Source organism: Nocardia sp. NBC_01503, assembly GCF_036327755.1.
Classification (GTDB): Bacteria; Actinomycetota; Actinomycetes; order Mycobacteriales; family Mycobacteriaceae; genus Nocardia.
The window spans coordinates 5252193-5274864 of record NZ_CP109596.1 but is presented as its reverse complement, the minus strand read 5'-3'; the positions used below and the strand labels follow the sequence as shown (position 1 = coordinate 5274864).

22 protein-coding genes and 1 pseudogene are annotated in these 22672 nt (G+C 66.6%); 10 read left to right on the top strand and 13 right to left on the bottom strand.

Annotated elements, in window-relative coordinates; translation table 11 throughout:
- Window positions 1–44 precede the first annotated feature (44 nt).
- From OHB26_RS23780 to OHB26_RS23760, 5 genes are all read left to right on the top strand, one after another.
- A complete protein-coding gene (locus tag OHB26_RS23780) occupies window positions 45–3434 on the top strand; it encodes a DUF4132 domain-containing protein (protein ID WP_330179477.1) in 3390 nt (1129 codons plus the stop codon).
- Window positions 3435–3553: 119 nt separating this feature from the next.
- A complete protein-coding gene (locus tag OHB26_RS23775) occupies window positions 3554–4618 on the top strand; it encodes an ATP-binding protein (RefSeq protein WP_330185758.1) in 1065 nt (354 codons plus the stop codon).
- Between the two features lie 3 nt (window positions 4619–4621).
- Window positions 4622–7330, top strand: a complete 2709-nt coding sequence (locus OHB26_RS23770) for a DUF5682 family protein (protein WP_330179476.1) — start codon at window positions 4622–4624, stop codon at window positions 7328–7330.
- Window positions 7323–8447, top strand: a complete 1125-nt coding sequence (locus OHB26_RS23765; RefSeq protein WP_330179475.1) for a VWA domain-containing protein — start codon at window positions 7323–7325, stop codon at window positions 8445–8447. Before OHB26_RS23770 ends, OHB26_RS23765 begins: the two co-directional genes overlap by 8 nt.
- The gene (locus tag OHB26_RS23760; protein WP_330179474.1) at window positions 8444–10543 is read left to right on the top strand and encodes a hypothetical protein; all 2100 of its coding nucleotides are present in this window, start codon (window positions 8444–8446) and stop codon (window positions 10541–10543) included. Before OHB26_RS23765 ends, OHB26_RS23760 begins: the two co-directional genes overlap by 4 nt.
- 11 nt (window positions 10544–10554) lie before the next feature.
- Here OHB26_RS23760 and OHB26_RS23755 read toward each other — a convergent pair whose 3' ends face one another.
- The 4 genes from OHB26_RS23755 to OHB26_RS23740 all read right to left on the bottom strand — a co-directional run bounded on the left by OHB26_RS23755 (window position 10555) and on the right by OHB26_RS23740 (window position 12827).
- Entirely contained in the window at window positions 10555–11250 is a 696-nt protein-coding gene (locus OHB26_RS23755) for an LmeA family phospholipid-binding protein (protein WP_330179473.1), read from the bottom strand.
- A gap of 150 nt (window positions 11251–11400) precedes the next feature.
- A complete protein-coding gene (locus OHB26_RS23750; protein WP_330179472.1) occupies window positions 11401–11754 on the bottom strand; it encodes a hypothetical protein in 354 nt (117 codons plus the stop codon).
- Between the two features lie 142 nt (window positions 11755–11896).
- Window positions 11897–12544: an NUDIX hydrolase gene (locus tag OHB26_RS23745; RefSeq protein ID WP_330179471.1), complete on the bottom strand. Its 648-nt coding sequence runs from the start codon at window positions 12542–12544 to the stop codon at window positions 11897–11899.
- Window positions 12545–12602: 58 nt separating this feature from the next.
- A complete protein-coding gene (locus OHB26_RS23740; protein ID WP_330179470.1) occupies window positions 12603–12827 on the bottom strand; it encodes a hypothetical protein in 225 nt (74 codons plus the stop codon).
- A 260-nt stretch (window positions 12828–13087) separates the two neighbouring features.
- Here OHB26_RS23740 and fabG1 point away from each other — a divergent pair, with 260 nt between their 5' ends.
- Window positions 13088–13813 (top strand): 3-oxoacyl-ACP reductase FabG1, encoded by a 726-nt coding sequence (gene fabG1 / locus OHB26_RS23735; protein WP_330179469.1) that lies wholly within the window; start codon window positions 13088–13090, stop codon window positions 13811–13813.
- Window positions 13814–13914: 101 nt separating this feature from the next.
- On the opposite strand, the gene OHB26_RS23730 is transcribed toward fabG1, so the two are convergent.
- Window positions 13915–14178, bottom strand: coding sequence for a hypothetical protein (locus OHB26_RS23730; RefSeq protein WP_330179468.1), 264 nt, complete (start codon window positions 14176–14178; stop codon window positions 13915–13917).
- Window positions 14179–14350: 172 nt separating this feature from the next.
- Window positions 14351–14668: a DUF222 domain-containing protein gene (locus tag OHB26_RS23725; RefSeq protein WP_330179467.1), complete on the bottom strand. Its 318-nt coding sequence runs from the start codon at window positions 14666–14668 to the stop codon at window positions 14351–14353.
- A 307-nt stretch (window positions 14669–14975) separates the two neighbouring features.
- Here OHB26_RS23725 and OHB26_RS23720 point away from each other — a divergent pair, with 307 nt between their 5' ends.
- Entirely contained in the window at window positions 14976–16529 is a 1554-nt protein-coding gene (locus OHB26_RS23720) for an acyl-CoA carboxylase subunit beta (RefSeq protein ID WP_330179466.1), read from the top strand.
- A gap of 116 nt (window positions 16530–16645) precedes the next feature.
- Here the strand turns inward: OHB26_RS23720 and OHB26_RS23715 are convergent, their stop codons facing one another.
- On the bottom strand, window positions 16646–17374 hold the full coding sequence (locus tag OHB26_RS23715) for a hypothetical protein (RefSeq protein ID WP_330179465.1): 729 nt from the start codon (window positions 17372–17374) through the stop codon (window positions 16646–16648).
- A gap of 78 nt (window positions 17375–17452) precedes the next feature.
- Between OHB26_RS23715 and OHB26_RS23710 the strand changes: the two genes are divergently transcribed.
- Entirely contained in the window at window positions 17453–17896 is a 444-nt protein-coding gene (locus OHB26_RS23710; protein WP_330179464.1) for an RpiB/LacA/LacB family sugar-phosphate isomerase, read from the top strand.
- 142 nt (window positions 17897–18038) lie between these two features.
- Here the strand turns inward: OHB26_RS23710 and OHB26_RS23705 are convergent.
- The 6 genes and pseudogenes from OHB26_RS23705 to OHB26_RS23680 all read right to left on the bottom strand — a co-directional run.
- Window positions 18039–18255, bottom strand: a pseudogene (locus OHB26_RS23705) (AMP-binding protein); the annotation flags it as partial.
- Between the two features lie 27 nt (window positions 18256–18282).
- Window positions 18283–18705, bottom strand: a complete 423-nt coding sequence (locus OHB26_RS23700) for a type II toxin-antitoxin system VapC family toxin (protein ID WP_330179463.1) — start codon at window positions 18703–18705, stop codon at window positions 18283–18285.
- On the bottom strand, window positions 18702–19037 hold the full coding sequence (locus OHB26_RS23695) for a FitA-like ribbon-helix-helix domain-containing protein (protein WP_330179462.1): 336 nt from the start codon (window positions 19035–19037) through the stop codon (window positions 18702–18704). The genes OHB26_RS23700 and OHB26_RS23695 overlap by 4 nt, the downstream gene beginning before the upstream one ends.
- Before the next feature lie 18 nt (window positions 19038–19055).
- Window positions 19056–19520: a gamma-glutamylcyclotransferase family protein gene (locus OHB26_RS23690; RefSeq protein WP_330179461.1), complete on the bottom strand. Its 465-nt coding sequence runs from the start codon at window positions 19518–19520 to the stop codon at window positions 19056–19058.
- Window positions 19517–20293, bottom strand: coding sequence for an MBL fold metallo-hydrolase (locus OHB26_RS23685; protein ID WP_330179460.1), 777 nt, complete (start codon window positions 20291–20293; stop codon window positions 19517–19519). The genes OHB26_RS23690 and OHB26_RS23685 overlap by 4 nt, the downstream gene beginning before the upstream one ends.
- Window positions 20294–20349: 56 nt before the next feature.
- Window positions 20350–21258 carry a hydrogen peroxide-inducible genes activator gene (locus OHB26_RS23680; protein ID WP_330179459.1) on the bottom strand — a complete coding sequence of 303 codons (909 nt, stop codon included), beginning with the start codon at window positions 21256–21258 and terminating at the stop codon, window positions 20350–20352.
- Window positions 21259–21364: 106 nt separating this feature from the next.
- Between OHB26_RS23680 and OHB26_RS23675 the strand changes: the two genes are divergently transcribed.
- A complete protein-coding gene (locus OHB26_RS23675; protein WP_153806595.1) occupies window positions 21365–21952 on the top strand; it encodes a peroxiredoxin in 588 nt (195 codons plus the stop codon).
- 67 nt (window positions 21953–22019) lie between these two features.
- Window positions 22020–22559 carry a carboxymuconolactone decarboxylase family protein gene (locus tag OHB26_RS23670; protein ID WP_330179458.1) on the top strand — a complete coding sequence of 180 codons (540 nt, stop codon included), beginning with the start codon at window positions 22020–22022 and terminating at the stop codon, window positions 22557–22559.
- Window positions 22560–22672: the final 113 nt, after the last annotated feature.

The following is a 22672-nucleotide window of genomic DNA, read 5'->3' as shown; positions in this document are numbered from 1 at the left end:
TGTCTACAGTCGGTACCGAATCGGCTGGAAGGGATGGGGAATTCATGGTGCGGGCGTGGGGTGGTCATGGCGGCGGGGAGGCCGCGATGGCCGCGGGTGCGGTGTCGGCCGTGGAGGATCGATTCGATCCGCCCGAGGCGCTGCGCAAGCTGGTGCGGTTGCGGCGGGGTGGGCTGCTGCCCACCGGCAGCCCGGATATCGACACCGAAGCGGTGACGGCCCGTGCCAGCGCCTTGACGATCGAACTCTATGAAGCGGCCCTGCTCCGCATCGAATCCCGTGATCCCGCGTTCGCGGGGAACCCCACGGCGGCCCACATCAGGTTTCTGCTGTTCGAGACCTATTCCGGTGACTCCACTTCCCACGACGGATTCGCCACGGCTACCTGGGAACTGACCGCCGAGATAGCCGCCGCGCTGATCGCGGCGCGGGTCGAGCGGATGGTGCGGCCGACGCCGAAGGAGCGGCGGGTGGCGGCCGAGGATGTGACCGCACTGCTGGATTACTGGTTCCAGGTGCGCGGGATCGAGTTCGTGGTCGAAGCACTGGTGCGGGCGGTGACCGCGCCATTGTGGCAGCAGCCGAACCGGTGGTCGGAGGGCGAGATCGAGACCCTGCGCGGCACGCTGGCACCGCTGCGGACGCGGTTGGCGGGGCTTGCCGAGGTCGATGGCGTGGTAGCGGTGCTGGAGCGATTCCGCGCACGGAATCCGCACGCCCGAGTCATCACCTCGTATCTGCTTCCAACGCAGCATGATTGGGTGGCGACCGATATCGACGAGGCGGTAGAGGCAGACAGCGCGCACGCTCATGCCCGACTGCTGGTGGATGCGGCGCATACGCCCGACCAGCTGCGACGGCTGAATGCGGTCTTCGGCTACTACTGGAGCCCGGCGGGCGGACCGGCGGTCGATTCGGCGAGCTCGGCCATGACCGTCGTCGACGGTGTGGGCTTCGAGGCGCTGCCGGTACTGGTGGATTGGCTCGAACATCCGGATCTTCCCGCCGCGCTCGCGGGTCCGGTGGCGCAGGCCATTGCCACGATTCCCACCGATGCCGCCTTCACCGCGCTCGCGGCGCGGACCGATCGGCCCGCCGCGCTCAACGCGATACGGCAAGCCGCGGAATGGTTTCCGCGCCGCGCCCTGCGACTGCTCGATACCGCGCGCAATGCCGATATCCTGCGTGAGCTGGTGCACCGGCATCCGGCGGTCGCCACCGAACTGATGGCACGCTTGCCCGCGCCGACCGCCGAATTGGTCACCGCCGAAATGGAATCGGTGGCCGCCGCGACCGCGAACGATCAGCATGCCGATGTACCGACGATCCTGCGCACGCCGCCGTGGCAGCGCGAACGGCCCGCACCGGTGGTGATCGGCGGCCTGACCGCGCCCGCCACCCTGCGCTGCGCCTGGCAGCCGGGTGAGCGCGAAATATGGCTCGCCGCTGAGGAATTCACCCCGCCCCAGAACCTCGCGAAGAGGCTCCGGGAGATCAAGACGGCCGCAATATACCCGTGGGAGCTGTCCTACCTGCTCGCCGCCGAACCCGAGCACCTGCTTTCACTGCTCCCCTCCGCACGCCTGACCTATGCGTGGAGCAGCGGCGATACGCTGCGCGTCCTGATCGCCCGCCACGAGACCGCCGCTTATCCCCTGGTGCTGGATATCGCACGCCGCGCGGCCCGCGAAGCGGGCGAGGCGCTGGCGCCGTTCGAGAGCACGGACGCGGTGATGCTCGCGATGCAGTGGCTGCAGCGGCGCACCCTGCGCGGGCCGGCGCTGGCCTATCTCGGCCGCCATGCCGAATTCGCCGCGCGCACACTGATTCCCGATGCCCTGGGCAAGGGCGTCAAGGCCAGGCGCGAGGCCGGGCGCACACTGCGCCTGCTCGCCGAACTCGGCCACGGCGAGGCCATTCGGTCCGCCGCGGCGACCTACGATGCGAAGGTCGCCGCCGGTGTCGAGGCGGTGCTCGCGACCGATCCGGTCGATGTGCTGCCCGCCCGGATTCCCGCCCTGCCGGACTGGGTGAATATCCCCGTGCTGCCGCCCATTTCAGCGGGCGAATGCGCGGTGCTGCCGGTCGATGCGGTACACAATCTGCTTACCATGCTGCTGCTGTCGACCCCGGGTGAGCCCTATGCGGGGCTCGAGCTGGTCAAGCGTTCCTGCGATGCCGTGGCGCTGGCGGAGTTCGCCTGGGCGGTTTACCAGCAGTGGTGGCAGGCGGGCGCGCCCACCAAGCACTACTGGGTGTATGAGGCGTTGGGCGTTTTCGGTGCTGACACCACGGTGGAACGCCTGCTCTCGAATGTGCGGGAGATGCGCTCGGATCCGCGTTCGGTACCGGCGCTGGATGCGTTCGTCACCATCGGCTCGGATGCCGCGCTGCTGGCGCTGAAGACGATCAGCGAGAAGGTCAAGACCACTCGCGTCCGCGAGGGCGCGCGCACGCGGATCGACGAGATCGCCGAGCGGATGGATCTGACCTCCGATCAACTGGCCGACCGGCTGGTCCCGGATCTCGGGCTGCGTGCCGACGGCACGGCCGTACTGGACTTCGGCCCACGCCAATTCATCGTCGGCTTCGACGAGCAGTTGCGGCCCACGCTCACCACCGGCGACGGCAAAACCGTGAAAGCGCTGCCCAAGGCCGGAGCGAACGATGATCCGGGGCGGGCCGAGCAGGCGCACAAGACCTTCCGCAAGATGAAGAAGGATGCCCGCACGCTGGCGACGGACCAGATTGCCCGGCTGGAGCGCGCGATGATCGGGCAGCGGCGCTTCACCGTCACCGAGCTGAATGAGCTGTTCATCGCGCATCCGCTGCGCTGGCATATCACCCGCCGGGTGGTGTGGGGAGTGTACGAGGACCAGGCGCTGGTATCGACCTTCCGTATCGCCGAGGATCGCACCTTCGCCGATCATCTGGACGAGACGGTGACCCTCGCCGTGGATGCGGTGCTCGGCGTGGTGCATCCGCTCCAAATCCCGGACGAAACCAAGTCCTGGGGCGCGGTATTCGCCGATTACGAACTGCTGCAACCTTTCCCCCAGCTATCCCGGGAAACGTTCCGCCTGCCGGACGAATTGCGCGCGGCGACGGAAATCCCCAGCGACGGAACCAAAATCGACGGCACTCGATTCCTGGGACTGGTCTCGCGCGGCTGGGATCAACCCGAAACGGGCGACGGCGGCTATCTCGGCGACTTCCGCAAGCGACTACCCGGCGGGTATTTCTTCGAGGTCATACCCTCCCAAGGCGTAGCGACCTGGGATCCGCGCGGCGCTGGCGCGCAGACCTTCGAAGGCCGCCTGTACCGAACGGGGCGGCAGAGCGGCGGACTCACCTTCGCCGACCTCGATCCGGTCACCGTCTCGGAGATCCTGCGTGATGTGGACTGGCTGAGACAAGCCGCCGACGCGGGCTAGTCCCGCCGATCTCCCCGAGCGCATCGGGGAGCACTGCCGAATACACCCGTCGGCCCGGCTGGCTACAGCCGGTCCAATTGATCCATGCACCAGGGGAAACAGTGACCAGCACCGAACATATGCAGCGCCCGCCCGCCGAACTGCGGTGGGCGGCGGATCTGGAGCGATTGCGCGCCGCGGATACCGCTCCCAAACCGCCCGGGTGGGCTTTGAGCGTGGACGCCGCCAAGCGTTTCATTACCGGCGATCCCGAACTCGGCATTGCCAATAAGTTCGTCGGCGATGCCTCACTGGTGGATCGGGCGCTGGTGAGCCTGGCCACCACGCGCGGACTGCTGCTCACCGGCGAGCCCGGTACCGCGAAATCGCTGCTGTCGGAGCTGCTTTCGGCGGCCATCTCCGGTGACTCCACGCTGACCATTCAGGGCGGGGCGGCCACCACCGAGGATCAGATCCGGTACGGCTGGAATTACGCGCTGCTGGTGTCGGAGGGGCCGTCCGAACGCTCGATCGTGCCCGCGCCCATGATGCGCGGGATGCGGGACGGCAAGGTGGTGCGCTTCGAGGAGATCACCCGCTGCCCGCTCGAGGTGCAGGACTCGATCCTGTCGCTGCTCTCGGATCGGGTGCTCGCGGTGCCCGAACTCGGTGAGATGGTGTACGCCACAGCGGGTTTCAATGTGATCGCCACCGCCAACACCCGCGATCGCGGTGTGAACGATATGAGCGCGGCGCTCAAGCGGCGATTCAATTTCGAAACCGTCTTCCCCATTACCGATTTCGCCGCCGAGCTGGCATTGGTCGAGGCCGAGGCCGAAGCGCTGCTGCGCAAGTCCGGTGTACCGCAGGCCCCGCCGCGCGACGTCCTCGAAGTGCTGGTCACCGCCTTCCGGGAACTACGCACCGGGGCGACCGATTCCGGGACGCCACTGGATCGCATGTCCTCGGTCATGAGTACCGCCGAGGCGGTCTCGGTGGCGCACGCGGTCGGTCTGCGCGGCTGGTATCTGCGCGGCGAACCCGGCGACGGCGCGGATATCGTGCACTGCCTGGCCGGTACCGCCGCCAAGGATGATCCGGAGGATCTGGCCCGGCTGCGCCGCTATCTGGAGCAGCAGGTGCCGCGCAAATCCGGTCGCGCCTGGAAAGCGTTGCACGACGCCCGATTCCAGCTGCCGGGCTGAGCCATGAGCCTGGATCCGATGCTCACCGTCGCGGCCGGGCCGGTGCGCATCACCTGCATAGGCGTGCGCCATCACAGTCCGGCCTGTGCGGGACTGGTGCGCGATACGATTCGGCGGCTGCGGCCCGCGCATGTGCTCATCGAGGGACCGGCCGATATGAACGAGCGCCTGGATGAGCTGCTGCTCGGACATGAGCTGCCGGTGGCGGTGTTCACCAGTTATCGCGACAGCGAGACCCGGCGTATGTCGTGGGCTCCACTGTGCGACTATTCGCCGGAGTGGTTGGCGCTCACCGAGGGTCGCGCGGCCGGGGCTCAGGTGCGGTTCATCGATCTGCCCGCCTGGCATCGCGCCTTCGCCGGACAGGAGAACCGCTACGCCGACGCCGAGCGGCGCTACGAGCGCGCCGTGGAGCGGTTGTGCCGCGAATTCGCGGTCGACAATATCGATGCGCTGTGGGATCACCTCTTCGAACTCGGCGATCCGGGGACGCTCGCCGAAAGGCTGGCCGCCTACTTCGAATTGGTGCGCGGGGATGATGACGCATCGCCGGGCGATCTCGCCCGTGAGCAGTACATGGCGCGCTGGATCGATGCCGCCGTCGCGGACCTCACCGTCGGGCGCGCCGAAACCGCCGGATCCGAGCACATCGTGGTGGTCACCGGCGGCTTTCACCGTCCCGCACTCATCCGGCATGTGCTCGCCGCGAACGGAATCGACGCCGCGCCATCCGAATCGTCTGCGCTGAACTCGGGTAGCGCGCCGGTCGGACCTGCCATCGACGCCGATATCGCGGGGACGAACAGCGCTCAGGACAGCGGGGAGCCGTTGTCCGCGGGGCAGACTGCCCCGGGCAGCATTCACGCTGTGAGGCCCGAGGTACCGCCGTCGGCCGCAGCCGGCAATCACACCGCGTGGCCCGAGGTGCCGCCGTTCGCGGGTGATGGTATCGGCGGTAGTTATCTGGTGCCGTTCAGCTTTCAACGGCTGGATGCCTTCGCGGGGTATCAATCCGGGATGCCATCGCCCGCGTACTACCAGCGGCTGTGGGAGCACGGGGCGCAGGACGCCGCCGAGAGCGTCACGCGTGCGGTCGTACAGCGGCTGCGCAAGCGGGGGCAGCCGGTTTCGACGGCTTCGCTGATCGGGGCACGCACCCTCACCATCGGGTTGAGCAGGTTGCGCGGGCATGAATCGCCCTCGCGCACCGATGTGCTCGACGGTCTGGCGGGAACGCTGATCACCGAAGCGCTGGACCGTCCGCTGCCCTGGACCGGGCGCGGCCATCTGCCGACCGGGACGGATCCCGTGGTCGTGGAAATGGTTGCGGCGCTGTCCGGTTCGACGGTGGGGCGGTTGCACCGGGATACGCCGCTGCCTCCGCTCGTGCACGATGCCGAAGCCGAACTCGCACGCTATGAGGTCCCCGACACCGGTCGGATCACGGTGGATCTGACCACCGAGGCCGGGCTGGCGACCAGCCGTCTGCTGCATCGACTCCGCATTCTCGGGATACCCGGATACACGCGCGGCGGTGGACCCGCGATCGGGCAGCCGCCGGAGTTGACCGAGAGCTGGAGGATGACCGCGACGGAAATGCGCCTGCCTCGATTGATCGAGGCGGGCGCACTGGGCGCGAACTGCGCCGAAGCGGCGGCCGCGCGCCTGGGCGAGCGATTCGCCGAATCCGGAACCGACACAGGCGCACTCGCCGTCGTGCTCTTCGACGCGACGCTGTGCGGACTGTCCGAGCTGACCGGCCGCATTGTCGACAGCGTGCGTGGACTCATCGCCGCGGCGGGCGCACCGGCGGGTCTGGGCCAACTCCTGGCGGTGACGCTCGGCCTGTGGCGGCACGACCGTCTCTTCGGCGCGTCGAACTCCCCCACCCTCGCCGCGCTGATCGATGCGGCGGCCCTGCGCCTGCTCTGGCTGATCGAGGGCATTCGCGGCGGGCCCGCACCCGCTGACGATGCATTGCTCAAAGCCATTGCCGCGGTGCGAGATGCGACGCTGCACGCGGAGCAGGTGCTGAGCGTGGACCGCGTCGACGTGGTCGGCGTCTTCCAGCGCTGTACCGCCGCCGACCGCCCACCGGCGCTGCGCGGCGCATCGGTCGGCGTGGTCGCGGTCCTGGCCCCGGACGAGAGTCCGGATGTCGCTCGCGCGGTGCGCCTTTCGGGCGCGTCGGAAGTCCTCGGCGACTTCCTCGCCGGACTCTTCGCCCTGGCCCGTGAACAGCTCTTGGAGCACGCTTCTCGCGAACACACCTCCGCCGCTGCACCTTTGGGCGCGGCTCTGCCCGGCACCGGCGATCCGAACGCACATCCACCGTCTCCGGCCGATGGCCCGCGAGCGGCGGTGTCATCCTCGCCCGTCGAGGGCGCCCCGGCCGGCGCAGCACTGCTCGCGGTACTCGATGAGCTGGTCGGCGGCTTCGGCACAGAGGAGTTCCTCGGGGCGCTCCCCGCCCTGCGGCTGGCGTTCGCCTGGTTCCCACCTCGTGAGCGGGCGATCATCGCCACACACCTGCTCGAAATGCGGGGGCTCGGCGGGTCCGGGTCGGCGTTGCTGCGGCTGCCGATCGATGCCGGGCTGCTGGCTCGGGCACAGGCGGTGGAGGAGCGGGTGGAGCGGCAACTGTCCGACTATGGCCTGCTTGGCGAATCCACTTTCAGCACAACGGAACTCAGCGGAGCCACCCATGAATGAACTCGATCCGGCGCTGGAACGCTGGCGGCTGATTCTGGGTGCCGCCGGTGCCGGTGTCTGCCGCGGCGGCGGGCTCGGGGCCGAGGCGGCGGGGCAGGATGCCGCGCTGGACTGGCTCTATGAGCGCGATGAGGATCTCGAACAGCGCGGTGTTCGCCGCACCGGCGGGGACGGGCCCTCGATCGTGCACGCCGTCGACTGGCTCGACGATATCCACCGCCTCTTCCCGAAGGCGACAATCGAGCGCCTCGAACGGGATGCCGTGCAGCGCTACGGATTACACGATGTTCTCACCGATCCCGGTGTGCTCGAACGCCTCGAACCCAATGCCGAACTGCTCGGCGCGGTACTGCGCACCAAGCATTTGATGAATCCGGAGGTGCTGCGCATGGCGCGCCGGATTGTCGAACAGGTGGTGCGCGATCTCATGGAGAAGATGGCCGCCGAGATTCGCGTCTGCTTCACCGGCACCCGGTCGCGGCGGCCCAGTCGGATTCCGCGCGCCGCCGACTTCGACTTCCCGAAGACGGTGCGCGCCAACCTCGCTCACTATCGTCCCGAGGAGCAGCGGCTGTATGTGGAGACTGCGCATTTCCGGGCGCGCACGCGTAAGCATATGGACAATTGGCAGGTCGTTCTGCTGGTCGATCAATCCGGGTCGATGGCGAGTTCGGTGATCCATTCGGCTGTCACGGCGGCCTGCCTGTGGAATCTGCCCGGTATCAAGACGCATCTGGTGGCCTTCGATACCGAGGTCGTGGACCTCACCCGCGATGTGGACGATCCGGTCGAGCTGCTCATGAAGGTGCAGTTGGGCGGCGGTACGAATATCGCTCGCGCACTGACCTATGCCGCGCAATTGGTGGAGCGGCCCCGCCGCACGATCATCGCCCTGATCAGCGACTTCTACGAGGGCGGCGATCCCGGGTCACTGATCCGCACCGCCGCGTCCCTGGTCGCCGAGGGTGCGATCGTGCTGGGACTCGCTGCCCTCGACGAACAATCGGACCCGGTGTACGACCGCGACACCGGCCAGCGCCTGGCCGATGTCGGCGTCCACATGGGCGCGATGACACCCGGTGAACTGGCCGGATTCATCGCCGAATCGATCGGATGACCCGCATGCGCGCCGACCTGCTCGCCCTCACCGACGATTCGCTCATCACCCTGGCGAATCGCGGTATCCTCAAACGCGCCGTGAAGGAGAACGCCTCCGCCCCACCGGAACTGAGCGAATCTCCGGACGGCACAGTCGAAGCCGTCTTCGCCGACGGCACCCGCACCACCCTGACCACCGGGGTCACCCTCGAGGCCGCGCCTTGCACATGCGGATCGACCACGGTCTGCCGTCACCGCGTGATGGTGGTGCTGCACTATCGGAGGAAGGCTACCGTCCGGGATGCCGAAGTGGGCAGTGCCGCAACCGAATCGGTGAGCGATGCGGTCGTGGAGACAGCCGAATCGGCGGCGGGTAGCGCCACGGCCGAGTCCGCGGCGGCAACCGAGGAACAGGACGTGGCGGCCATCGGTGAGACACGCAGTGCGGGTGTCGAACTCACCGCCACCAAGCCGTGGACTCCGGCCGAGTTCTCCGATGATCAGCTGCGTGAGCTGCTCGGTACCCGCGCGTTCGCCGCGGCCAGGAAGGCGCACCGCGCCGGATACCGCGCCACAGTGCATCGCGCGACCCCGCAGGATCCTGTCGCCGCGGTCGAATTATCCGCTGTCACAGTGCGATTCCTGGTTCCCGGCGATCTCGGGTACGCCCGCGCCGACGCATCGCGTGGCGCCCGCCCCGATGCGATCGCCCTCGCGGTGTGGGCCTTCCGGGTCGCCGACGCGGTGGATCCGGCCGCCGATGCCCTGGAGGTCACCGTCGGGAACGCGGCGGACGGATCGGCGGCGGTCACCGCCACCGAATCGGTGCCGACTCCGCTGGCCGACCTTCTCAATGACGGTGTGGCACACGCGGGTCCGGCTCTGCCCGCCATTTTCAGCGCGGCGCTGCGCACCCTGGACGCGGCCTCGGCACGCTGGCCGCACGACGCCCTGGTGGACCTGCTCGACCAACTGGCCGCCTATCGGGATCGCAGCGCCCGCCACGATCCGCTGCTCACCGCGACGCTCATCACCGAACTCGTCGCGCGCCAGCGCGCCAGCACGCGCGACTGGGTTCCGGTGCTGGGGACCGAGGAGGCGGCCAGCACTCCGCTGCGGCACCTGCGGCTCACCGGTCTCGGGGCGCGCATCACCGGTGACAGCGAATCCCGAACCGTGGAAACCTATCTCGCGCACCCCGAGGCACGCATTGTGCTGACGCTGCCGGTGACCACCGCCATTCCCGACGGCTCCACCCCGCCCAGCGCCGCGGCCCTGGCCGCCCGGCGCACGGGGTCGGCGCGGCTGGGCGATCTGGCGGCGGGCAATGTGGTCACCGAATCCGCCATCCGCTCGGCCAATCGCAGTGTGCGCCTGTCGAACAGCCGAGTCGCCCGCACCTCTGTTCTACCGTCGACGGGTGACTGGTCAACGCTCCCACCGGAACTCCTGGTCGGCGATCTGGATGCCGAGGCAGCCCGGCTGACCACGCTCGCTCCCGCCGTCATCCGGCCTCGGGTGCGCGGTGAATCGCTCCGCGCGGTGGTGGTCGATCACGTCGACGAAATCCGTTATCTCCCGGGCGAACAACGTCTGGAGGCCACCCTGCACGCTCCGACCGGCACGGCAACCATCAGCCAAGCCCACACAGGCGCCGCTCCCGGGGCTCTGGACGCCTTGGCGCACACGCTCTCCGGCGAAGCCGGGTCCCTGCGCTACATCGCCGGTTCGCTCACTCGTCAGCACGGTCGCCTACTCCTACACCCGACCGCGGTCGTGGCGGGCCAAACGGTCCACGTACCGTGCTACGCCAGCGCCACCCACACCGTTCCCTCGACAACAGCTCTCAATCCGAAAGACCCGCTGACCGAGGCCATTACCGCCGCACTTTCCCTGACCGCCGAGGTGCCGCACCGCGGTATCCGCCACCTACCCCCGACCTGGTACACCCGAGCCGCCGAATCCGCCCGTGCTCTCCGTCGCGTGGGCCTACATACGGCGGCAACCACCCTCGAAGCCCTCGGTCATTCCCTGCCCACCGCCTCCCCGGTCCAGGCTCTCCACCTCTGGGCCACCACGCACCTACGCCTGCAACTGACCGCCGATCACCTCTGATGCCCTGTCGTTCAGGGCAGGTCGGAGAAGCGCACGTTAGCGGCCACAGCGGACACGTGCAGGCCATCGGCGCCCGGTTGGATGGCCGTCAACTGCGCACCGAGCGGTAGTCGCTCCAGCGGCACGGTGAAGGCGAGGGTCGAGCTGAGCAGGGCCAGCGGGATCGTGGGCCCGCCCGAGGCGGGCTGGACCGAGACCGGGGTGACCTCGATGCCGTCGGCGGTCGGCGCGACGGTCACGGTAACCGTCGCGGGCACCGAAATGCCCTGCACCGAGAAGGTTCCGGTGACCCGCAAACCCTCCGGGCTGTAGGAGATCGATTCGACTCCCTCGGGCGCGAAAGGCCGCACCGCGTCATACGGCACCACGGCTGTCGCTTTCGCCGTCGCGGCAACCAGATTCGAGGTGCGGTTGTTGAGGATGTCACCCAGAGGTGCGGAGACATCGGTCAGTTTGACGTCGAGGTCATGGACGGAGAGGTTCTTCTCCGTCCACTCGCCGACCCGGACCTCGATATCGCGATAGGTGCCGTCGACGGCCTGGGTAAGAAAGGGAACACCGCCGATCGTGACGCTCGGCTGGTTCGGCAAACCGTAGTCGGCGGCGATCTTGCGCCCGATCTCATGCTGCGCCATCACCACCGCAACCCGGTCGCCGACAACCAGCGCGATCAACAGCACGATGACCAATATCAACAATGCGCGCATGCGCTCACCCGCTCCAACATCCCTCCATCATGCTGTGGATCGCGGCCGCGGGTGGTCAGCGACGGTCACGGAGTTGTCGACAGGCGCGCTCTCGGCGGTGAGCCGCATAAGTCTCCCACCGACCGAGACGGCGTCGACAATGGTGGCGACCTACGCCTGGATAACTTCGATCCCAACCATCGCATTCAAGGAATCACAGCTGGCCCAGGATTGGTTCTGCCCGTACTGCACGGGGCCGTATTTCCAGTAGGTGAATGGAACGGGCCACGCAATGCAGGTGAGCTTCACCTGATGCCAGGTGGGCAACTCACAATTGGACATGCCGCCGGTGTTGAAGATGTTGTAAACGTGACAGTTGGCTTCCCACACCGGCACATCGGCCTGGGCAACGCCCCCACCAGCGAGAATAGTGCCCGCCGCAGCGGTGGCAACGGCTGCACTTACAGCAAGTCGCTTCACGGATAGCATTCCGACCTCCTGAATTGATGTTGTCTTGAAAAACATCGCACATGAATCGGACTCGTTACTTTCAGGGTAGAACCCGACGAGAAAAGTCTCCACACAGCGAAGACCGATAAATAGGATCAAATCACTTTATTTCTCCCCTTATCGGCGAATCCCGGCCGGTGAGAACGCTTTCTACAGCTCATTCCCAAGCGAAGCGGGGCTGGTCCATGTGGCCCACGCGGGTGGGGCGGTGGTGGAGGGCGACCTCGCGGAATTGGTAGAGGATCGCTGCGGTCGGGGCGTGCAGGTGGCCACCTAGCAGGGGGAGTTGGATGGCGGGGCGGTCCGAACCGGGTACCGGGACGAAGCGCGGGTCTACGTCGAGGTCCGGCAGCGGAATCCAGTGCACCGCAGCCACTTCGGCAGGATTGGGGGCGAGGGTCGGCTCATGGCCGATCCATGCCACCACCGGGGTCATCACGTAGCCGGAGCGGGTCGGGTAGTCATCGAGCAGGCCGAGCACCGCTGCGCGGGGCACGGCGATTCCCAACTCCTCGTGCAGCTCTCGCAATGCCGCCGCCTCCGCATCCTCCCCCGGATCGAGCTTGCCGCCCGGCAGGGCCAGCTGTCCGGCATGGGCGCGCAGTCCCGACGACCGCTCGGTCAACCAAATACCCTGTTCCCCATCACGATCGGCAATCGCGATCAGCACCGCGGCAGCCTTGCGACCATCCGGATCGACGGCGCGCCGCGAGAAACCGCCCAATGCCTCGGCCACCTCACCCCGCAGTCGCCCAGCGGGCACATCACTCCAGCGGTATCCGCTGCTGTCCTCGTCGACCGGCATCAGCCGAACCTAATTCGCCCCACCATCCACCGTCAACGCACGCTCGGACAGGTTCCGGTCAGAACAGCCGATCGCTCGCAGGTGGCAGTGTGGTCGCGGTCCGGGTGGGTGCGATCTCCTCATCGCTGATGGCGTACTGGATCGTGTCGATCCGGTCTTGAATCACCTCGGCGCGGGCCACCAGTTCGAGGCAGTCGGGCTCGGTGAGGCTCTCCGCGCCGAGCTTCTCGTAGACGCACGAGAGCGCGGACCGCAAGTCCTCGAGCTTGATAGCTGATTCCACAAGAGCTCACCCTACGGAAAGGCTGCGTTGCCGTTTCGAACCGCGCGGGTCGCGGCATCGAAAGGCGTTCCGCGCTTCGGCTTCCCGGGGAGTGCGACTCACCGCGTTGGGTGGGCTGGGAGTGCCCGCGGTGGTGTGAGGAGCTCTCATATTTCGCTGCGGAGATTGGGCGAATCCGCTGATGCCGATTGTCCCATGAGCCGTAATGCTCAGTGGGGCTGCACCTTTCGGTTCAGCGAACTGATTCATACGAAGTAGGGATGTGCATGTCGAAACCGACCACCCCACGATCGGTCCTGGTCACCGGCGGTAACCGCGGCATAGGTCTGGCCGTCGCGCGACGGCTGGCCGAGGACGGGCACCGGGTCGCGGTCACCCACCGCGGAACCGATGCCCCCGAGGGACTGCTCGGCGTGCGATGCGATGTCACCGACTACGCATCGATCGACGCGGCCTTCGCCGAAGTCGCCGAGCATCACGGTGAGGTCGAGGTGGTGGTGGCCAATGCCGGTATCACCGACGACATGCTGTTCACCCTGATGAGCGAGGAACAGTTCGAACGCACCCTGGATACCAACCTCACCGGTGCGTTCCGTGTCGCCAAACGCGCGAGCCGACCGATGATCCGCGCCCGCTGGGGACGGCTGATCTTCCTCGGCTCCGTGGTGGGCATGGCGGGCACCCCCGGCCAGGCGAACTACGCCTCCTCCAAAGCGGGACTGATCGGACTGGCCCGATCGATCACCCGCGAACTCAGTTCTCGCTCCATCACCGCCAATGTCGTCGCGCCCGGCTTCATCGACACCGATATGACCCAGGCGCTCGACGACAAATACCAGCGGCTCGCCGAGCAGGCCATCCCCATGCAACGCATCGGCGACCCCGAAGAAGTCGCCGCCGTGATCAGTTTCCTGGCCTCCGACGAATCGAGCTACGTCTCGGGCGCCATCATCCCCGTCGACGGCGGCCTCGGCATGGGGCACTGAGGCGACGGTACGGATGAGCGTGCGCCCGCCGAAGGCGTCGGGCGCACGCTTGGAATGCGCTGTCGCGGAAGCACATTGCGTTCTTCGTCGGACGTGGTAGGTCAGCGGGGCAACGGCGGGATGGCGCTGGGTGACGGTGAAACCGGCTGAACCATCGGCGACAGCGGCACGTTGTAGGGAGTCGTCACGATCCTTTGCGTCGGTTCGCCGGACGGTTTCGGTTCCTTCAGGTCCAGGCAGAGCATGACGATCGAAGACGCCCACACCAATCCGAACAACATGCCCGCGACTTGGGCCAGATAACCGATCGTCTTCCAGCGCAAGCGATATCGACGGCGCTTCGGTCCTGCGATCACCGTGGTCATGTCCAACTCCATCGGTATTGAGTCCGTTGGCTCTGTATCGCCATGCGACGGCCCCCACTACCGGCAATCGATAATCGACAGATCACAGTGTTCGGTCAATCGAGATGAGCTCGGCTCGTTGGTCTTTCAGGTTCTGCCACACGGCCGCTTCGAACCGCGGGTCGACCCGGCGTCAGCTGGCTGCCGCCAGTACCCTCCACACCTTTCTGGACCGCGAGCGGACCTGCGGGGCCGCGTATTCGATTCGCCGGCGCGCTTCGTGGGCGCTGATCCGCAACAGATCGGTCAATAGCTCCACGGTGTCCTCATAGCCGGTGCCCGCGGCAAGCCCACGACGGTCGGCTTCGGCGACGGCCGCGCGCATGGCAGCATCCAGTCGCCGCCGACGGCGTTCGGTTTCGACTAGGGTGCGCAGCAAATCGACATCGGTCAGTTCCGGCCATCCCGGTGCTGGAGCATCCGGCGCCAATGCGGTCGAATGTGTCTTCACGCGAGCCACCCTACCCCAGTATCGAACATATGTTCGACAAATCCACTTACTCGATAGCCCGAGTCGGCGACACGGTCAGAGCAGCGGACCGGTCCTCATCGTGCGCAAGGACTTCCAGGCCATCGCCACGGCGGTCCGAGAAGTCGCCGCCCACAACGAAAAGCACTGACCACGCGCTTGCGACGACACCATGGTGGCCTGCCTCGACTGTGATTCATCCCTTATATCCGGATCGGTCGCACGTTGCGGAGCGGCACCGCCTAACCTGCCGGTGGCACAACAGTTCGGTTGGAAGGTGGCAGGAAGCGTGATCGGTACCCGGGCGAAGCTCGATGAGTTGGCCAAGATTCTGGAGATGGCCGCGGAACCGGCTGGGGAAGCCGGGGTTGCCAAACGGGACAAGAAGGGCATCCCCAGTGTTCGGCAGCGAGTGGATATGTTGCTGGACAAGGGGACCTTCATCGAGACGGGGGCATTGGCTCGGCAACCGGGACAGACCGATGCGCTCTACGGGGATGGGCTGGTCACCGGGCGCGGTTTGATCGGCGGGCGCCCGGTGGTGGTGATCTCTCACGATCAAACCGTGTACGGCGGATCGGTGGGCGTCACCTCGGCACAGAAGTTCATGCGCGCCTTGCAGTTCGCGTTCGACAATGCCTGCCCCGTGGTGACCATCAATGATTCGGGCGGCGCGCGAATTCAGGACGCGGTGGGGTCGCTGGCCTCGTTCGGCGATATCTCCCGGGTGCTGGAGAAGCTGTCGGGGTATGTGCCGCAGGTGTCGATCATTCTCGGAAAGTGCGCCGCCGGTTCGGTTTACGGTCCGATCAACACCGATGTGCTGATCGGCACCAAGGATTCGTACATGTTCGTCACGGGTCCGGATGTGATCAAGGCCGTCAATGGTGAGGACGTCAGCGCCGAGGATCTCGGTGGCGCGAAGGTGCAGGCCGAACGCGGCACCCTGCACCACGTGGCCGAGACCGAACAGGAAGCCTACGAGTGGGCGCGTAACTACCTGAGCTATATGCCGACCAGCTGCGTCGAACAGCCGCCGATCGTGAATCCCGGCCTGGAACCGGAGATCACCGATACCGACCGCGAGCTCGACAAGATCATCCCGGACTCCGATCGCGCCGGCTACGACATGCACGAGATTCTGCTGCGCATCTTCGACGACGGCGAATTCCATGAGATCCGTGCGGCTTTCGCCCCGAACCTGATCACCGGCTTCGCCCGCGTCGACGGTTTCCCGGTCGGTGTCATCGCCAATCAGCCGCTGGTGCTGGGCGGCGCCATCGACGCCGCCTGCTCGGACAAGTCGACCTACTTCATCCGACTCTGCGACGCCTTCAATATTCCGCTGATCTTCATTGCCGACACCCCGGGCGTGCTGCCCGGATTGTCGGAAGAGGCCGCCGGAGTGATCATCCGCGGCGGTCGAGTCCCCCGCGCGATCATCGAGGCGACGGTGCCGATCATCAATCTGGTGGTGCGCAAGTCATACGGCGGCGCCTACGGCATGATGGGGGCCCGCCAGGTGGGCGCCGATTTCAGCTTCGCCTGGCCGACCGCGCGCATCGCGGTCATCGGCGCGGAGAGCGCGGTCGACCTGCTCGGCAAGCGCCAGCTCGCGGCCATCCCGGAGGAGCACCGCGCGGCGGCACGCGAATTCATGGTCAACCAGTACAACGAGACGGTCGCCACCCCGTGGATCGCCGCCGAACGCGGCTATATCGACGCGGTCATCGAACCGGTCCGCACCCGTCTGGAGATCCGCCACGCACTGCGCCTGCTGCGCACCAAGCAGCCGCTCAAGCCGGAGTTCAACCCCCGCAAGCACTCCATCTACCCGATGTAATCCACTCGGGCACAATAGGATTCAGCGCACACGCGGGTACCGGAGATAGACCACGCGAGGCCACGGCGACTCGACCAACCTCAGGTCGAGTCGCCGCGCGAGCGGCGCGAGACCGGTCAGAAGTAGACGCCAGGGGTGCAGTAACCGGTGACGTATTGGCGGTCACCGTACCGAATGCCAGCTGGATCCCATTGGGCACCAAGCGATTCGACGAATGATCGGACCGCAGGCAGGTCGGCGCGGTCGGCCACCAGAATCAGATTGCCGTCTTCGGTGACCGAGCCGCCGCCCAGCGTGTCGCGTGCGGCGGGGTCGGCCAGTAGCGCGTCGTGCAGGCGGGTGCGGTCGACACCCGGGACCGTGACGGCGAATCCGTCGGCGCGGTCATCGGAGGCGGGCAGATACTCCAGCCCCAGCACGGCCTCCCGGTGGTAGCGCACGCGCAGATCGTCGGCGATCCAGCAGAGATTGTCGCGCCCGGTACAGGCCAACTCGAACCGGCGCGCGGGCTCATAGGTGATCTGCCGCGACTCCTGTGACCAGAAGACGCCGTCAATGGGCTCGGAATGCACGGTGAGCCCGAGTTCCATTGCCGCGGTGAGGTTCACCTCGATATCGAACTGCGTGAGCGGATCGTCCAGACGCGGATCGGCCGGATCGGTGATGGTGGCGGTATTCCAGGTGCCGAAGAGTTCGGCCGTGGGTTGTAGCGGGTTACCGGCCGCGCACGACCACGGGCCATAGGCCTGGGCGGCCCCCGAGCCCGCGGTCCCCGACCAGGCGGTGAAAAGCGCTCCGGTGAGCGTCGCGACGGCGGCGAAGGCGGCGAATCTGATGGTGATCATCGGTCGATCACCCCTCTCGTGAGGGTCGAAACAGCAGAGACGGTGATCAATCGGATTCTAGGCGGGCAGAATGTCCGTATGCGTATTTCGGTAGCTGCGGATGAAGACACCGGGGTGGCGGGGGCGCTGGTGACCGAATTGACCCGGCGCGGGCACGAGGTCTTCGTGCACGGGGCGCTGGAGCCCGATGAGCGCGATGACTGGGCCTGGGGCAGCGCCGCGGCGGCGTGGGATGTCGCGGAGGGGCGAGCCGAACAGGCCGTGGTGTGCTGCTGGACCGGAACGGGGGCGTCGATCGCCGCCAACAAGGTGCCGGGAATCCGGGCCGCGCTCTGCGTCGACAGCTATACCGCCGCGGGGGCGCGGCGGTGGAACGACGCGAATGTGCTGGCGCTGAGCCTGCGGCTGACCTCGCGGGCCCTGCTGGCCGAGATCCTGGACGGCTGGTTCGGCGGGGCCGCCAGCGACGACCCCGCCGATGTCGCCAATATCGAACACCTGGATCGGATCGCGGACTTCTGACCGCCGCTAGCGGGGTGGTTCGGCGAGATGCGCGTGCGCCGTGCGCAATTCGCGCTTGAGGATCTTGCCGCTCGGGTTCTCGGGCAGGGCCTCGACGAACGCCACGAACTTCGGCACCTTGAACCCCGCGAGCTGCTGTTTGCAATTCGTGCAGCACCCCGACCGGCATGATGCCGGCCCCGTAGTACCCCTTGCGCAGCGACGACAGATCGTACTTGTCGAAATCGGGATGCCGCAGCAGCGACAACCACACCGTCGGCGGGCAGAAGATTTTGGTGGCGCGCTCGGTTTCGACCGTGCGCAGCAGCGTCGCCGGATCCGGACCGGGGAGCAGAATGCTGGGCACCCAAATAGACGTCGGGCGCGCGTGGCAGCGCTGGCCCTGCCTAGTGAGTCTTACGTGTCCACGGATCGAACACCGCGAATCCTCGGCCCTGGAAATCCTTCACCTGCCGAGTTGCCACGGTCGCGCTATGCAGCAGCGCGATTGCGCTGATCTGCGCATCGAAAATCTCACTGACACCCGGAACGGGCCGCTTCTCCATCAAATGGGCATAGCAGACAGCGGCTCGGTAGTCGTACGGCAGCACTCGGCCTGCGTCGTGCAAAGGCGCGAATACCGCGTCCGCCACCGCCAAAAGAGCACGTTTCCGCTTACCTTCCGGCAACGGCATGATGCCCTGCGTGACCTCCTGCGTCGTGATCGCTGTCGTACAGAACTCATCGAGCGATGACACCCACTCGGCGACGTCCGGCGCTTTCTCGGGGGTCATCAACGCGGAGATGACGTTCGTGTCCAGGATGATCACGCTTCGACGTGCCTGTCCCTGATCGTCGGGTCCAGCCCTTCGGTCTCCATGGCCTCACGCAGGCTCGCCAATCGCTCGATGAGCGCGGCACCGGACAGCGGGTTCTCCGCCGGGTTCGGCTTTGTCGCGGCCTCGAGGATGTCGCGGGCCTCGGCTTCCATGGATTGCCCGTGCTCGCTGGCCCGGCGCCGCAGACGTTCCTTCACATCGGCGGGCAGCTTGCGGATTGTCAGAGACGCGAGAATCGGACGTTGCTCACGTCGTGTACGAGCAGCCATGGCGATCAGTCCTTCCCAGGTCAGGGGTGCAATCAATGATAGCGGTGCAGGCATTGCACGCACCGCGCCCGCTCAGGGAATGCGGACGGTGCCCGGCGCAATTCCCGGCGTCAGTCTCCTGCACTGCTCGACGTAGTTCGTCAGGTGGGTGGCGGCGAAATCCGCGGCCGACCAATCCGCTGCGTCGACGTCAGCGGTCCAGGCGTAGGTCCACGCGTAGATCGCCCGCTCTCCCGCGTGCACCAGAACCGGGGCCAGGTCGTATTCGTCGTCCTCGAACTCGTCCAGCACGCACCATTGCGTCCGGGTCAGGCCGGTGAGCAGAAAGCCTTGTGCGGCACCGGAATCGGCGTACACCAGGCCCGGGTACACTTTGCCGGGCAGGACCGCGACCCGCCGTCGCGGCAACTCTGCGGGCAGCAAGTGCGTTGTGCCGCCGATCAATTCGTGCAATATTTCCGGAAACCGCAGCGTCCCATAGACGAACAGCGGGGCGTCGCCGGCGGGCAACCGGCGCGCCCAGGGACGGCTACTCACCGGCCGATCGACCGGGCGAACAGTGCCGGGTCATGCGAATTGATGATGCTGAGTTGATGGCCCTGCAGCCGCCGGAGTTCACGGAGTCGGCGCTGATTCTCGCGATAGGCATCCCGCACGATCGCACCTTGTTCGTAGACGCGCACGGCGAACGGCGTATTCGGCTGCTCCGGATCGATGGTGCTGTCCACCAGGAAGGCATCCCCCGCGTGCAGCAGCCAGCCCCGTCCGCTGTCGATCGCGTAGCCGGTATGTCCGCGGGTGTGCCCCGCCAGCGGAACCGCGAGAATCTCGGGCGGCAAGCCGGGTAGATCCCGCACCGTGGTGAAGCCGAACCAGTCCTGGCCGCCCTCGACCTCGTTCACCATCCATTTGGGCCCGTGCTCCCACTGCTGTGCGCGATAGCGCAGGCGCTCGGACAGCGTGGGTGTGGCGGTGGCAGCGCGGAATTCGGGACCGTGCACATGCACGGTCGCCTCCGGGAAGTCGGTGAGCCCGCCGGAGTGATCGAGATCGAGATGGGTGAGCAGGATGTGCCGCACATCGCGCGGGTCGTAACCCAGCTTCTGAATCTGCCGGAACGCGGTCTCGGATTCGCGCAGTTTCACGCCCAAGGTGAATCGGCTCGGGCCCAGCATCTTCCCCCGGTCCCGCACACACCCCAGCCCGAATCCGGTGTCGACCAGCACGAGTTCGGTCCGGGTCTCGACGAGCAGGCAGTGGTCGACCAGGCCGAAGGCCATGGTGCCGCAGTTCAGATGGTGAATCCGCATGGGCTCGAGCGAACCAGACGCGCTCGAACCGGTCAATTGGAGCACGGCATGCCCGGTCAGTGCGGTCGGTGACTGCTGATGATCTCGGCCAGGCGTTCGTAATCCTCACCACGCGCGGTGGAGGCGCGATAGGCCAATCCGAGGGTGCGCCCGGGCGCGGGTGCGGCGAAGTGCGCGATATCCAAAGTGCCACGCGAGGTTTCGGCGGAGACCGCCATCTCCGGAATCAAGGTCACCCCGAGATCGCCTGCCACACACTGCACCACGGTCGCGAGCGAGGCGGCACGGGTGTCCCCCACCGCGCCGGGCTGCGCCTCATGGGTGCGGCACAGGTCCAGAGTCTGATCACGCAGACAATGCCCCTCGTCGAGCAGCAGCAGCGGAAGTGCGTCCATATCGGCGGGTTTCAGATCGCGACGGCCCGCGAACTTATGCCCGCGCGGGACGACCAGCACGAATTCCTCGGAGTAGAGCGGAATCTCGACCAGGCCGCTGGCATCGGCCGGGAGCGCCAGCAGCGCGACGTCCAGAACCCCGGAGCGCAGACCATCCAACAGACGCGCGGTCTGATCCTCGATCACATGCGGTACGAGTGCGGGCAGCTGCCTGCGTAGCTCAGGCAGCAAGGTGGGCAGCACATATGGGGCAACCGTCGGAATTATGCCCATGCGCAGCGTGCCGCCGAGTCCGGATCCGGCCGCCGATGCGACAAATCGGTCAGCGGCCTCGAGCGTCGCCATGGCTTGGGACAGAAGGCGTTTACCTGCGGGTGTGACCAATACCCGGCGGGTGCTGCGCTCGATCAGCTGTAGACCGAGTCCGTTTTCCAGTGATGCCAAAGCCTGCGATAACGTGGGTTGGCTCACGTTCAGCCGAGCCGCCGCGGTACCGAAATGGCGATATTCAGCAATCGCCACGAACGCACGCAGCTGCGAAAGGGTCGGCTGATAAGTTTGATCAGTCACGCCTATCAGTGTAGAGCGAACGATCGGCTTTACCTTTCACCCTAGTTTGGGCAAGATCGTTCGCGGCAGTCACGACACAATCGATTCGACTACAAGAGGAGCAAGCATGGCCCTGCTGACCATCGGCGACCAGTTCCCCGCCTACAACCTGACGGCAGTCATCGGCGGTGATCTCTCGAAGGTGAACGCTCAGCAGCCCGACGACTACTTCACCCAGATCTCGAGCGACGATCACGCCGGTAAGTGGCGGATCGTGTTCTTCTGGCCGAAGGACTTCACCTTCGTCTGCCCGACCGAGATCGCCGCCTTCGGCAAGCTGAACGAGGAGTTCGCCGATCGTGACGCCCAGGTGCTCGGCGCGTCCGTCGACAACGAGTTCGTGCACTTCCAGTGGCGGGCCCAGCACGAGGAGCTCAAGACCCTCCCGTTCCCCATGCTGAGCGACCTGAAGCGCGAATTGGCCGCCGCCACCGGCGTTCTCAATGCCGACGGCGTCGCCGACCGCGCCACCTTCATCGTGGACCCGAACAATGAGATCCAGTTCGTCTCCGTCACCGCCGGTTCCGTGGGCCGCAATGTCGACGAGGTGCTGCGCGTGCTCGACGCACTGCAGTCCGATGAGCTCTGCGCCTGCAACTGGAAGAAGGGCGACCCGACCATCAAGGCCGGCGAGCTGATGACCGCTTCGGTCTGATCTTCGCTTCTGATCAACCAAGCAGTCTCTGACCCAAAGGCTGTATCTAATTGAAGGACCGCGCGCTGTGACCATCGAGAACCTGAAGAACTCCCTGCCCGAGTACGCCAAGGACCTCAAGCTGAACCTGTCCTCGATCGCACGCACCACCGTGCTGACCGAGCAACAGCTGTGGGGCACCCTGCTCGCGTCGGCGGCCGCCACCCGTTCGGCCACCACGCTGCGCGAGGTCGCCGAGGAGGCCGCCGACATCCTGTCCGAGCAGGCGTACAACGCCGCACTGGGCGCCGCCTCGATCATGGGCATGAACAATGTCTTCTACCGGGGCAAGGCGTTCCTGGACGGTAAGTACGACGATCTGCGCGCGGGATTGCGCATGCAGATCATCGGCACCCCGGGTGTGGAGAAGGCCGATTTCGAGCTGTGGTCGTTCGCGGTCTCCTCGATCAACGGCTGCCAGCACTGCCTGGAGGCGCACGAGCACACCCTGCGTGAAGAGGGCGTCTCGCGCGAGGTGATCTTCGAGTCGCTGCGCGCCGCCGCGATCGTGGCCGGTGTCGGCCAGGCCGTGGCGTCGACCGAGGCGCTGGCCGCGGCCGCCGTCTGATCGGTCGGAATCCGACGTAGTACGAGCGGGGCCGCACACCGTCAGGGTGTGCGGCCCCGCTCTCGTCGGTGTGGGCGGTCCGCGCATGGCCGTTATGCGCGGTGAACGGTCGA

Coding starts and splice junctions, on each gene's coding strand:
- OHB26_RS23685 (WP_330179460.1), bottom strand. CDS start 20,293: ATGCGGATTCACCATCTGAACTGCGGCACCATGGCCTTCGGCCTGGTC.
- OHB26_RS23715 (WP_330179465.1), bottom strand. CDS start 17,374: ATGATCACCATCAGATTCGCCGCCTTCGCCGCCGTCGCGACGCTCACC.
- OHB26_RS23730 (WP_330179468.1), bottom strand. CDS start 14,178: ATGACCACGGTGATCGCAGGACCGAAGCGCCGTCGATATCGCTTGCGC.
- fabG1 (WP_330179469.1), top strand. CDS start 13,088: ATGTGCATGTCGAAACCGACCACCCCACGATCGGTCCTGGTCACCGGC.
- OHB26_RS23760 (WP_330179474.1), top strand. CDS start 8,444: ATGACCCGCATGCGCGCCGACCTGCTCGCCCTCACCGACGATTCGCTC.
- OHB26_RS23770 (WP_330179476.1), top strand. CDS start 4,622: ATGAGCCTGGATCCGATGCTCACCGTCGCGGCCGGGCCGGTGCGCATC.
- OHB26_RS23780 (WP_330179477.1), top strand. CDS start 45: ATGGTGCGGGCGTGGGGTGGTCATGGCGGCGGGGAGGCCGCGATGGCC.
- OHB26_RS23775 (WP_330185758.1), top strand. CDS start 3,554: ATGCAGCGCCCGCCCGCCGAACTGCGGTGGGCGGCGGATCTGGAGCGA.
- OHB26_RS23750 (WP_330179472.1), bottom strand. CDS start 11,754: ATGTTTTTCAAGACAACATCAATTCAGGAGGTCGGAATGCTATCCGTG.
- OHB26_RS23675 (WP_153806595.1), top strand. CDS start 21,365: ATGGCCCTGCTGACCATCGGCGACCAGTTCCCCGCCTACAACCTGACG.
- OHB26_RS23695 (WP_330179462.1), bottom strand. CDS start 19,037: ATGCCTGCACCGCTATCATTGATTGCACCCCTGACCTGGGAAGGACTG.
- OHB26_RS23755 (WP_330179473.1), bottom strand. CDS start 11,250: ATGCGCGCATTGTTGATATTGGTCATCGTGCTGTTGATCGCGCTGGTT.
- OHB26_RS23745 (WP_330179471.1), bottom strand. CDS start 12,544: ATGCCGGTCGACGAGGACAGCAGCGGATACCGCTGGAGTGATGTGCCC.
- OHB26_RS23765 (WP_330179475.1), top strand. CDS start 7,323: ATGAATGAACTCGATCCGGCGCTGGAACGCTGGCGGCTGATTCTGGGT.
- OHB26_RS23710 (WP_330179464.1), top strand. CDS start 17,453: ATGCGTATTTCGGTAGCTGCGGATGAAGACACCGGGGTGGCGGGGGCG.